At 61.0% G+C, this 12,496-nt stretch carries 8 protein-coding genes; 1 reads left to right on the top strand and 7 read right to left on the bottom strand.

Annotated features, from left to right (window positions below; all coding sequences use genetic code 11):
- Positions 1-10 precede the first annotated feature (10 nt).
- The 4 genes from QNH97_RS12415 to QNH97_RS12400 form a co-directional block, all read right to left on the bottom strand.
- Complete coding sequence (locus tag QNH97_RS12415; protein WP_283557088.1) at positions 11-2,278, bottom strand: decarboxylase; 2,268 nt, start codon at positions 2,276-2,278, stop codon at positions 11-13.
- A 158-nt stretch (positions 2,279-2,436) separates the two neighbouring features.
- Positions 2,437-3,729 (bottom strand): MFS transporter, encoded by a 1,293-nt coding sequence (locus tag QNH97_RS12410; protein WP_283557087.1) that lies wholly within the window; start codon positions 3,727-3,729, stop codon positions 2,437-2,439.
- Positions 3,726-4,766, bottom strand: coding sequence for a methyltransferase (locus tag QNH97_RS12405; RefSeq protein WP_283557086.1), 1,041 nt, complete (start codon positions 4,764-4,766; stop codon positions 3,726-3,728). Before QNH97_RS12405 ends, QNH97_RS12410 begins: the two co-directional genes overlap by 4 nt.
- A gap of 10 nt (positions 4,767-4,776) precedes the next feature.
- Entirely contained in the window at positions 4,777-6,768 is a 1,992-nt protein-coding gene (locus tag QNH97_RS12400) for a TonB-dependent receptor (RefSeq protein ID WP_283557085.1), read from the bottom strand.
- A 157-nt stretch (positions 6,769-6,925) separates the two neighbouring features.
- Between QNH97_RS12400 and QNH97_RS12395 the strand changes: the two genes are divergently transcribed.
- Positions 6,926-7,891 (top strand): helix-turn-helix domain-containing protein, encoded by a 966-nt coding sequence (locus QNH97_RS12395; RefSeq protein WP_025213826.1) that lies wholly within the window; start codon positions 6,926-6,928, stop codon positions 7,889-7,891.
- Positions 7,892-7,925: 34 nt separating this feature from the next.
- Here QNH97_RS12395 and QNH97_RS12390 read toward each other — a convergent pair whose 3' ends face one another.
- From QNH97_RS12390 to QNH97_RS12380, 3 genes are all read right to left on the bottom strand, one after another.
- Positions 7,926-10,037 (bottom strand): TonB-dependent siderophore receptor, encoded by a 2,112-nt coding sequence (locus QNH97_RS12390; protein ID WP_283557084.1) that lies wholly within the window; start codon positions 10,035-10,037, stop codon positions 7,926-7,928.
- A 167-nt stretch (positions 10,038-10,204) separates the two neighbouring features.
- A complete protein-coding gene (locus tag QNH97_RS12385; protein WP_283557083.1) occupies positions 10,205-11,977 on the bottom strand; it encodes a sodium:solute symporter family protein in 1,773 nt (590 codons plus the stop codon).
- A gap of 11 nt (positions 11,978-11,988) precedes the next feature.
- Entirely contained in the window at positions 11,989-12,255 is a 267-nt protein-coding gene (locus QNH97_RS12380; RefSeq protein ID WP_186639063.1) for a DUF4212 domain-containing protein, read from the bottom strand.
- Positions 12,256-12,496 lie beyond the last annotated feature (241 nt).

Below are 12,496 nucleotides of genomic sequence, written 5' to 3'. Positions count from 1 at the left end.
TGGCAAGGGTTCATTGACGGTTCCAGGCGGTTTCGGAGACCAGGCTCAAACCGTCGCCCTCCGAGTTATGGGCCAGCAATACGTCGAAGATGTTCAGGCGTCCGGGTTGCGTCAGGGCCTGGCGCAAGGCGGCTTCATCGAACTTGACGAGGCGTTCGCGATGCACGCTGAGGGGCCCGATCCGTTCCAGAGGGGCAGCCATTGCCCCGGCGTTGGTCACGGCGACTTGCTGGGCGCCGTTGTGGGCATAGCGTTTGTCGAGGTACGTCTGAATCAGCGACAACATGCCGTTGGTGAGGTAGAACAGACTGACGTTGCGCTGGTTAGCCGACGGATCCAGGGCCAGCCCTTCAGCCAGGCGCGCCTCGATATCCGGCACCAGGGCCCGGGCACCATCACCGACGAAGGCCAGGACATTGCCCTCGCCGGTCATGGCGATATACGGCAAGGCCATCAGCGCATCCCCCATCAACGCTCGCCCATACCACCCTGAGAAACCCGGGTCGGTGCGCGGCACGTTACGCACCGCCGAGATACCGCAACGACCGACATCGTAGACGCCGATGTAGCGATAATCCTGGCGCTCGATCAGCTCGCGCACCAAGTGACCGAGCCGGTGGAAAAAGTAGTTGGCGGTCATGGGCAGGGTCTCGATGTGATCCGCCGCCACGGTTTCGCTGCGTTGCGCCATTTCCCGCAGCTTGTCACGCCGCAGCGCGAGCACCTGCGGTTCGACCTGCAGCCCACGCTCGACATGGCCGAGGAACTCGTCCAGTGGCACATCCAGCGCCAGGTCGGTGAACGGCGAAAGGTGCCGTGGTTCATGATTGACCTGCACCACCCGCAGCTGACGCTTGAGCTTGCCTTCGGAAAACGGCGTGGCGGCCTGGTCGACCTTGCTCTTGAGAAAGAACACGCAGTGGTCCTGGGCGCCGTTCAACTCATGCTCGCAATGCATGAACTGGTACACCCGCCGGCTGAACCCATAGAGGGACAGTGGCCCAAGGTACTCGGGCACCGCCCGCCCCTCGTGATAAGGGCCGACACTGCCGGGTTGGGTAATGCTGTCCGCCAGGCCGATGGCGCCACGCGCGGCCAGGGCGTGTACCCGGCGACGCTGCTCGGCGCTGAGCTTGCCGCACTGCCATAACACATGCACCGGCTCGTGATTGAGCAGATGCAGGGCCTGGTCCAGCGCGTCGGCCTGACGCGTGTCGGGACACCAGGCCGGCGCGGGCATGATTTCGGGTAGGCGTACGTCCAGCGGCACCTGGGGCCGGGATTCGAGCACCCCCTGGGTGGCCAGGATGAACACCGGTTCGGGCCGCTCGGCGAGCATGGCAAAGGCTTCTTCCAGGCGCGGGCCGATCTCCTCGACCTTACGGATGAAGACCTGGCGCAATCCCCGGGCCTCGATGACCCGACAACCGTCGTTGTCCAGGTCGTGGGTGCCCTGGAAGGCAAACCAGACGTTCTCCGGACTGTCGGCACAGACGATCAACCCCGGCGCCCCAAGGCGCTTGAGGTTGGCCAGGGTGCCGCGAAACTCATCGATCATTCCCGAGGTCACGGTAATCACGTAGGCCCGGCCAAACAGCTGCCAGCCGGCCATGGCAGCGACCGCCAGGCTGTGTTCGTTGCAGCCGCCCAGGCAACGCACGCCGGTACCGGCGACGTTCTGCTGCATCGACTGGATCAGCCCCGCCACCATCGACCCGGTGTAGGCATGAAAGTCCCAGCGCTGCTGCCAGCGGCTGCACATGAACCGGGTGATTTCCGTCGCCAGGCTCACCGACAGCAACGGCCCGCTGATGGAGCGTGCCAGCAGACGGTTGAAGTGCGCGTGTTCCAAGTGATCGAGGATGATGCGCAGCAGGTCCGCCCGGCGCGCTGCCCGGTCCTGCCCCGCCACCCGCAGATGACGGTTGCCGCCGATCCGGTTCATCCATCCCGGCAGGGCCGGCAAGGCGCAATACAGCAGTGCCGAATGAGGTGACAGGCGTGAGCCGGGCGCGGCGGCGATCAGCTCATCAAAGGGATCCTGGTCCCCGGCCTCGGTTTGCTGACAAAGGTCGAGAATGAACAGCTCGTTGGATAACGCGGGGGTTTGCCGTCGCAGACTTTGCCGGGCGGCTTGTGGCGAATCGAACGTCAGCACCCACAAGTCCGGCAGCGCTGCCGCTGCGCAAGGGTTGCCTTGCAAATAGCGCTGAGCCTGGACCATCAGGGTTTCCAGGACAGCTTCGCCGTGGGGCCTGGACCCCAAGGCTTGATGCATGGATTCACAGCCTCTGATCGAGAGCGGCCAATCGGGACTATTTGCCGGTGGCTGCAAGCAGGCCTGCAAATACTCGACGACAAATGCCACATCCTCGATCAGAGGCTGCGTCTGGGTAATCAAACAGATGCCTAAGGTTGCCTTCATGGACTCCATTCCTATTGGGTCGAACTGATTGAGGGGGCGTGTTTTTCTCTGACTCGGTCAGCCCGGCCGATGGGGACACAGGCATCCGCCGTGACCTGGGCAATCGAGCCCCGCGCAGCCATCGCCAGGACGCATACGCCGAGCATTGCCAGGCACAGGCCAGCCAGCATTCCCGCCGGGCCACTGCGGTCGAGCAACACGCCGACGCCGATCGGCACCAAGAGACGCGTGAGTACAAACAGGCTGGCCTGAAGGCCGTAGTCGTTGGCCTGGTGGTGGTGGCGGGAGAAAAACATCATCAGACCGAACATCAGGCTCGACACCGCGCCCATGGCCGTGGCCAATAGATAAACCGCCGCCACCAACCACGGCTTCGAGACCTGGAGCCAGACCGCGCCCGTCAATGCCAACAGCGCCAACAAAGCACCAACCATGAACCACGGCGTCACCCATGCCGGGCCCAGGCGCTGCACCAGCCTTGCGCCCAGTACGCTCGCCAGGGCGCCGACCACGCCACCGCCGACACCCGCAATCCAGGCCACCTCCTGCACAGGCATGCCCTGGTCCAGCAACAGTGGCTTGAGGTACAGCCACGCGGCACCGAGAAAGGGAAAACCGCTGAGCAGCAGCCAGATCCAAAGACGTGCACCGGGCTGCCTGAAAAAACCCGACCAATCGACCTGCGATGGCTTGGCGTCCTGGAGGCCTTCATCGCTAACCACGCTCTCATGCAATAGCCAAAGAAATGGCAGCGCCAGCAGCAACCCTGCAGCCATCAACAGAAATGGCGCCTGCCAGCCCCAGCGCGCCTGCACCAACAGCATGACGCCGGCGCCCACAATCGCAGCGAGAAACAGCGCTGCCGAACGGATCCCCCCGGCGCGCAATCGCTGCGTTTGTGGCAATAGCTTGATAGCCAGGGCATTGACTGGGATGTCGGCCCAGGTCGCCAGTACGCCGGCGGCGAAAGCCAGGCCGAACAAGAACAGGCGATTGGCGGTGATCGCCTGCTGGCTGGCCAGCACCAGCAACAGCGCCAGCAGCAGGCACAGCACCAGCGCCCAAAGACGATAATGGCCTCGAACCGTCCGATAGCGCTGCACGGGCAAGGCCAGCAGGAATTTGAACACCGCCGGCAGCCCCGTCAGTTGGAACAGCCCGATGTCGGTGCCGGACCAGCCATGTTCACGCATGACCAGTGGAAGCCCCAGCAGCAGGTAGATGCTGGGCACCGCGAGGACGAAATGGAGCCAGCCGAACAGCCATTGGAGCCGCCACATGCGGGCGCTTTCCTCGCCTTTCATAGCCCGCTCCGACGCGCCACTTGCACCGCGACCGGCGCGACCGCAAAGGCCACTTCAGGATAATGGTCGATATCGACAAACCCAGCCTGGGTCAATGCTTCGGTCAGCCCTCCAGCGGGGGTGACCTGGCGGCCGAGCATCTGCATCGACAGGTAATAAGGCATAACCCGTTGGGCCAGCTCCGGGTCCAGCGGGACCTCGGCATGGGCACTGACCAGTACGCCGCCGGGACGCAGCGCCGCGTGGATTTTCTCCAGGCTCGTCGCCAGGTCTGGGACAAAGTGCAGCACCGAGGAGCACCAGATCAGGTCATAACCCTCGCCGATGTCATCGTTTGCCAGGTCCCCACCACGGACCGTGAGGCGCTGCTGGAGGCCGGCCTTGCTGATATTTTCCGCCGCCACGCTGACGGTCTGGGGAAAATCGAACACCTCACCGCTCAATGACGGGTTGTCCCGGACCAATGCAATCGCTACCAGCCCTGGCCCGCCCCCCAGGTCCAGGAATCGACGGGCATGGGCGAACTCGGGAATCCGTGTCATCAGGCGCAACGCCACCTCTACGGTGACGGCCCGTTGTTCCTGGGCCAGTTGCAGACGCGCGGCAGCCGTCCAGTTCTCAATGGTGGTCGCCACGTTCGGCGCCTGCCCGCTGGGCTGGCCCGCCCGTACCTGGTCGCCCAACTGTCCACCGAAATGGCGAAGCCCGCGCAGGCGGAACGTCCACGCATCGCCGCAGTAGTCCGGTGCCTCGGCGCGCAGGTAGTCGTGGGCCACGGCGGCATTGTGGTAACGCGGCGGTTGCTGTTGATCACGGACCAGCAATGCCATGCTCCACAGCGCTTCCAGCCAGTAACCGGTGTTAACGGGGTCGAGTTGCAACTGGCGGGCAATGGTCTGCGCCGTGACAGGCACTTGCAGCAAGTTGAACAGCTTCCACTCCAGCGCAATGCGCAGGGCGTCGGCGCGCACGCCGGCCAGGGTCAGGTCCCAGTAGGGTTGCAGGGGGTGAGGTGTTGCCAGGTCGATTCCATTCATTATTCGCAGCTCACAGTTCATAGCTCACACGCAGGCCGATTTCCCTTGGCGGGCTGTAGACCCGGGCGGTGCCGTTCAAATAGCCGACAGCGTCGTAACGCTTGTCGGCGGCGTTCTTCACGTAGGCACTGATGCCGTACTGGCCGAAGTCATAACCGGCATTGAGGTTGATCAGGCCATAGCCACCTCGGCTGTACTGGTTGGCCGAGTCCAGGTAGGTCTTGCCGACCCCATCCACCCCGCCCTGGGCCCACCAACCGGCCGGGGCGTCGTAGCGCAGGCTCAGGTGGGCGGTAAAGTCGGGGGCATAAGGGTTGCGATTGCCCTGGTAATCGCTGCCGCCCTCGCTGAAACGCTCGAAACGGGTCCGGTTCAGGCCCACGGAACTGACCAGCGTCCAGTGGTCGGCCAGGAGGTATTCGGCTTCCAGCTCCAACCCCGTGGAGCGCGCCGACGCCGCGTTGGTGATGTACACCACGCCCGGCTGGATCAGCTGCTGCACCTGCATGTCGCGCACGTCCATCCAGTACAGGGTCGCCGAATAGCGCAGGCGCTTGTCGTCCAGCCAGCCCTTGGCACCGATTTCGTACGTCTTGACCTTTTCCGGGTCATAGCCGGGGTAACCGGCGGCGCTGGAGAAGGCATTGAAGCCTCCAGCGCGGAAACCTTCGGCATAGCTGGCGTACAGGTAGGCATCCGGCTGCCACTCGTATTGCAGCGAAACCTTTGGAGTAAAGCGTTGCCACTGCTGGCTCTGGCGACTGCCGCCTTGGGGATCGATGTGCACTTTGTCCTGCTCGACACGGGCGCCAAGGGTCAGGGTCCAGCGTTCGGCCAGGGGCATCAGCCACTGACCAAACAAGGCCGTGGTATTGCCACCCAGTTGCACATCCGTGCGGGACAGGCTGGCAGGCAGTTTCTGTTCGTAGGACAAGTCATGGTCATCGCGATCGGCATAGACGCCGAGCAGCCACTGGCTCTCGCTCCATTGGCCTTCCAGGCGAAACTCCTGGGACAAGGTACTGAAGTGGTAATCACGGCCGACGTGAAACAGGTCGGCGGGTTGGAAATCGGTGTCTTGGCGAACCCGATCGTAGAAGTCATTGCGGGCGGTGATCGAGCGCAGCTTCAAGCCTGACTCGAACTCATGCAGCACGTCCAAAGACAGGCTGCGGCCGCTGGAATGGTTCCAACTCGAGGTGCCGGAACGCACCAGGCGCCGGGATGAATCCGCCGGGCCCCACTGGGAACCGCCGTCGCGATAATCCTGGCGGCTGTAGCGCAAGTTGATGTCCGTGGCCAGCGTGGGCGTCCAGCGCAATGCCATGCGTGCACTGTGCCGTTCGCGATCATCGGCCTGGCCACCGCGCCAATCGTTGTCGATGTAGCCGTCCTGCTCCAGCCACTGCCCGGAAAGCCCGACGAACAGCGTCTCAGGAACCAGTACGGTACTGGCATCAACGCCCAGGGTTCGGCTGTCGCGACTGCCACCACCGGCTTCGACCCGGGCGTATGGCTGGGCATCGGGCTGGCGAGTGTGGATGTTCAGCACGCCGGCCTCAGCGTTGCGGCCATACAGGGTCGACTGCGGCCCGCGCAGAATCTCGATGCGCTCCACTCCCAGCAGGTTATGGTCAAAACCCTGCCCCATCAGGGTCGGCACGCCATCGACCAGCATCAACATCGAGGAAGAAAACGCCGTGGGGCTGGCGGTCAGGCCGCGCACCACCGGCAGGTTGGTGCCCGACTGGCCAAATGGCTGGAAGGTAAAACCAGGCGTGGCCCGCGCCAGGTCTTGCAGGTCATGGATGCTGCCCTTGCGCAGGTCTTCGCCCGTCAACACCGAGAGACTGGCTGGAACCGCTTCCTGGGCCTGTTCGATCTTGTTCGCCGTGACCGTGACCGGGGCCAACTCGGTCTGCGCCGCCGCACTCACTGCCGCGCCCAGACAGCAGCCGACGCACAACGTGTAACCGCTGGCTTTCAATACAGGCTTGACCATCGCACTCCCCATCAATGAATCAACGACTGCCTCGTTCTGACGATGACAGTTGAGATGCAAACATGGTATTCATTAATGCGAATAGTTATCATGTAGTTCATATGGAATCTGGATCAATCCATATGCAAGCCAGAGTCAACCCAGGAGGACGATAAAAGTGGCGGCCCTACAGAAGATTTCCCAATCGTATCGAGTTGCGCCAACGCACTCGCGGCTGATCAGCAACGACGCCTGTGGCTGGACACGCCAGCAACTGCCGGGGGAACTGGGCGAGTGCTATTCCGAGCGCTATTTCGTCGACAACGACCTGATGGTGGTTCGCTCGCGCTACCGCCCCACGCGTAATCTGATCGAAGAAACCGTCAGCCCTCACAATCGCCACATGCTGGTCATCACGTTCGGTATGCAGGGCGACTCCGGCTACAAGGGCGCCGATGGTTCGGCGGTGTCATTCCGAGCGGGCTACACCACCATCACTTCATTTCAATTGAGCCTTGGCGAGCGTTGCTACGAGGCCGGGACGACCGTATCCCAGCTCCGGTTGCTGATCGGTGAAAGCATGCTCAACCGATACATCGGCGAGCAGCGCACCCGCCAGTTACTGGGCAATGGCAATGTGCGCCAACTGGCTTTCCAGAAAACCTCGGCCACCAGCGCCAGCCACGCCACCGCCCTGGCGCGTTATCTCAACCAGGGTGCGACCGGCGCGCTGGACATGCACATCCACACCCTCAGCCTGCTGTCCGAACAACTGAAGCTGCTGAGCCCGCCCACCTGCATCCAGAACCCGCAATTCAGCGCCAGCGACATCGAAAAGCTCGACCAGGCACGGGACATCATGATCGAACAAATGGACCAGCCGCTGACCATTCCCTACTTGTGTGCCGCTGTCGGGCTCAATGAGTTCAAGCTCAAGGAAGGCCTGCATCACCGTTTCAACTCGACGCCACACCGCATGCTGCATGAGATCCGCATGCGCAAGGCCTATACCTTGCTGGAAAGTGGTTGCCAGGTCGCTCAGGCGGCTTACAAGGTAGGCTACAAATTCCCGAATAATTTCAGCGCAGCATTCACCCGCTTCTTCGGCAAATCGCCGAAGACGGTCTTTGGCAAGCGCCGTTGAGTTTACCCTGGCGCCTGGATGAATTGAGCGGTGGTCAGAACGTTACGCTGGCACTCAGACGCGCGGTACGCGGCTCGCCGACGTTGACTTGCACCTGGCTGCCGGTGGACGACGGGTAGTACTGCTTGTCGAACAGGTTGTCTACGTTCAACTGCAGCGACGTTTTGTGCCCGAACACCGGAGACTCCCAGCGCAGGAAGGCGTCGGCGACGGTGTAGCTGCTGAGCCAGAAGTCGTTGGCGGCATTCGCGGCGCGTGCTCCAACATAACGCGCACCGGCGCCGGCGTGCCAGGCGCCGAATTCGGCGGGCACGTTCAGCTGGTGGGTCAGGTACAGGCTGGCGGTGTGCTTGGGTGCGTCGGGCAGGCGATGGCCTTCGTTTTTCGGGTCATCCAGGATCTCGGTGTGGGTATAGGCGTAGGTGCCTATCAAGTCCCAACGGTCGGCCAGGCGGCCGGTGATGTCCAACTCAAGGCCTTGGGAGCCAACTTTGCCGGCGGCTTCGGAGACGTCGTCAACAGTGGTCACCACGTTCTTTTTAACGATATCGAACAAGGCAAGATTGATGTTCAGCCCCGGCAGAGGATCGTACTTGGCGCCAATTTCATAGCTCCGCCCCTCCTCCGGCTTGAAGGTACGACTGTCTTTGTCGACCACATCGTTGGGCTTGAAGGACCGGCTGTAGTTGCCATAAAGCGACAGGGTCTCGGAAGCTTTATAGACCAGCCCCAGAAATGGAACAAACGCATCGCCATTGTCGTCGCGAACCGGCGGGGCCGCGACCATCCCCTGCGTGGTGTATTGATCGTAATGTTGGTAGCGGCCACCAAAGACCAGAATCCAACGATCATCGAGGTGCCAGTTGTCCTTCAGGTACACCGAGCTGGAAGTCAGTTTGTTGCTCAAGTTGCTTTGGCCTGGATTGATCACGCTGGGTTCTTCCAGACCACCGTACACCGGTGCTGTGATGTCGAAACCCGCTTGATTGGCCCCACGGTAGGTCTTGCCACGGAACTGATCGGATACCTGGTTATCAACGCCGATCAACAGGTCATGACGCTGACCGAATAGCTCCTGCTTGCCGATGAAGTCCCAACTGGCGTAGCGGGTTTCATCGTCGTAGTGCGCGCCGTTGGCTGCACGCTGAAAAACACCGCCGCTTGTCATCCGCGGCTGCGCGATTGAAAGGCTATACCGATCATTGTTCCAACCATAGGTGACCCGCGTTTTCCAATCCTCGCTCAGCGCATACTCAAACCGCGCCGTAGCCGTTTCGCGAATCCCCACGCTCTTGGCCCACGGCTCATCGAGGCGCTTGTCGTAGTCGATGTCCGCAGGATGCCCGTTCTGGAACACCGTACCCCGATCAAACGGATTGGAATATTCGTTGTACTCATAGCTGAGATTCAACGAAGCCCGTTCCCCCGTCCAAGCCAGCGACGGGGCCACCAACGTGCTCTCGTTGACCCCGTAGTTGCGCCAGTAGTCCTCATGCCCACGCTCGGCAATCAGCCGATAAGCCAGGCCGGTATCACCCAGCGGGCCGGTAGTGTCCAGGGCCATGGTGCCACCGCCTTCGCTGTAGGCCGAACCACTCAACGTGGTGCTCTGGGTGTACTCGGGCTTCTTGCTGATGACGTTGACCAGGCCGCCGGGCTCCAGCGCGCCGTACAGCATCGAGGCCGGGCCCTTGAGCACTTCGACCCGTTCGGTGGTGGCGCTGAAGTTGTGCCCCAGGTTCGAACGCACGCCGTCGCGCAGGATCGAGCCGTCGTCGTTGGTGCCAAAACCGCGCTTGACCAGCGAATCCCGCGAGCCTCCCAGGGTATTGCCCTGGCTCACACCGCTGACGAACTTCATTGCGTCGGCCAGGGAGCGCACCTGGTAATCGGCCAGGGTCTGCTGGGTCACGACATTGATCGATTGCGCCTCTTCCTTGATCGGTACGTCGCTTTTGCTCGCCGTGCTGGCTTGCGACGCCGTATAGCCCTCGTCCTGAGTGGTGCGACTGCCCTGGATATCGGTGGCCGGCAGTTCAAGTGTGTCCTGTGCCCATACGGGGCTTGCGATGAAGCAGCAGGACAACGTTGGCAATACACACTTGATGAAGACATTGCGATTAGCATGAGGGGTGGAACGATTCAAGACGCTGCACTCATTGGGGGGACGTTAATGAGAGCGAATATACTTTGAGAATCATTCCCAGTAAATACGTACTTACACCTATCTACTTGACGCAATACAAAAAAATGGCGCCGGATTGCTCCGGCGCCATTGCTCGTTGCCCTTTTGGTATCAGCCTTTACACCGGGTCAATGATCGACGGCGGCACCGGCCCCCCGTGGAACCCGGATATCTTCCACCAGGTGCTGGATATGCTCCGGCGGCGGCGCGGTGAAGCGCGACACCACAATGGCTGCGATGAAGTTGAAGAGCATTCCCAACGTACCAATGCCTTCCGGCGATACCCCAAGCCACCAGTGATCGGCGGTGTTCATCGCCGGGTTCACGAACTTGAAGTAGACGATGTAGCTGAAGGTGAACGTCAGCCCCACAATCATCCCGGCGATCGCGCCCTCACGGTTCATGCGCTTGGAGAATATCCCCATGACGATGACCGGGAAGAATGAGGACGCTGCCAAGCCGAAGGCAAAGGCCACCACCTGGGCCACGAATGCAGGTGGATAGATGCCGAACAGCCCGGCGATCAATACCGCCACCCCGGCGGAAATCCGCGCAGCCAGCAGCTCCTGTCTTTCGGTGATCCTGGGCAGCATGTTGCTCTTGAGCAGGTCATGGGAAACCGAGGTGGAGATCACCAACAGCAACCCCGCAGCAGTAGACAAGGCGGCCGCCAGGCCACCGGCAGCGATCAACGCGATCACCCAACCCGGCAAACCGGCAATTTCCGGATTGGCCAGAACCATGATGTCGTTGTCCACATACAGCTCGTTGGCCACCGGCGAAACCTGATTGTTGAGCAGACGTTGCTCATAGGCCCCTCGCTCGGTGGTCTTGAAGCTTGGGGCTCCGACCAACGCGGCACCGGGACCGTACTGGATGATGCCGTCGTTGTTCTTGTCCACCCAGGCGATCAGCCCGGAGTTTTCCCAAGCCTTGAACCACGTCGGTGCCGTGCTATAGCTGACATTCGGAATCGAAGTCAGCAGATTGGTGCGGGCAAACGCCGCTACGGCCGGTGCGGTGGTATAGAGGATGGCAATGAATAGCAGCGCGTAGCCTGCGGATTTGCGGGCATCCCGTACAGTAGGGGTCGTGAAGAAACGCACAATGACATGAGGCAGTCCTGCCGTGCCCACCATCAGCGCCATGGTGATGAAGAACACGTCCGTCGTCGACTTGCTGCCATCGGTGTAGGCCGTGAAGCCCAGCTCCGCCCCGAGCCCGTTGAGCCTTTCAATCACGCTCTGCCCCGAACCCGTGACTTCGCTGATAAAGCCCAACTGCGGAATCGGATTACCGGTGATCATCATCGAGATGTAAATCGCCGGCACCATGTAGGCGAAGATCATCACGCAGTACTGCGCCACCTGGGTGTAGGTGATGCCTTTCATTCCACCCAGCACGGAATAGAAAAACACGATGGCCATGCCGATCATCACACCGGTGTTGATGTCCACCTCGAGATAGCGGGAGAACACAATACCCACTCCCCGCATTTGCCCCGCCACGTAGGTGAAGGAAATAAAGATCACGCAGATCACCGCCACCACCCGCGCCGTTTGCGAGTAATAACGCGCTCCGACGAACTCAGGCACAGTGAACTTGCCGAACTTGCGCAGATACGGTGCCAGGCACATCGCCAGCAGCACGTAGCCACCGGTCCAGCCCATCAAGTAGACCGAACCGTCATAGCCGGCGAAGGCGATGATCCCAGCCATGGAAATGAACGAGGCTGCCGACATCCAGTCAGCGCCAGTGGCCATGCCGTTGAGTACCGGGTGCACCCCCTTGCTCGCGACATAGTATTCACTGGTGGAGCCGGCACGTGTCCAGATCGCGATAGCAATATAGAGCGCGAAGCTTGCACCGACGAACAGATAGATCAGGGTTTGGGTTTCCATGCTCGTCGGCCTCAGTCTTCGTGGACGTCATACTTGCGATCGAGCTGATTCATCTTCCAGACATAGAAGAAGATCTCGAGCACAAAGACATAGATGGACCCCTGCTGGGCGAACCAGAACCCTAGAGGTGTGCCGAAGAAACTGATGGTGTTGAGTGAGTCAACCAGCAAAATACCAAAGCCGAACGACACCAAAAACCAGATTGCCAGTAGTACCAGCATCCAGCGCAGGTTTTCCGTCCAATAGGCACGCGCAGCCTGTTGCTTTTGAGTGGACATGAGGGTCATCTCCCGTTGTTTTTATTGTTTTCCCCTCAAACCGTAGCAGCCGCTGGGCAGAGTACCAGTACGACTTTCGTCTAATTCGCCAGCATAAGTATTGACATTTGTTTCAGCGACTCGATGGAAAGTCACAAACAGCCTGAAAGATCAATCTGATATCAAATTGCCCTGACTCGCTAAAGCTTTGTCGCCAGCGGTCGAATGTATTCCATTGAGTGATTTTTTTTGCCCAGGAGCA

Source organism: Pseudomonas sp. G2-4 (assembly GCF_030064125.1).
Taxonomy (GTDB): Bacteria; Pseudomonadota; Gammaproteobacteria; order Pseudomonadales; family Pseudomonadaceae; genus Aquipseudomonas.
Note: the sequence above shows the minus strand (reverse complement) of the source record. Positions and strands in the feature narration are given on the sequence as shown.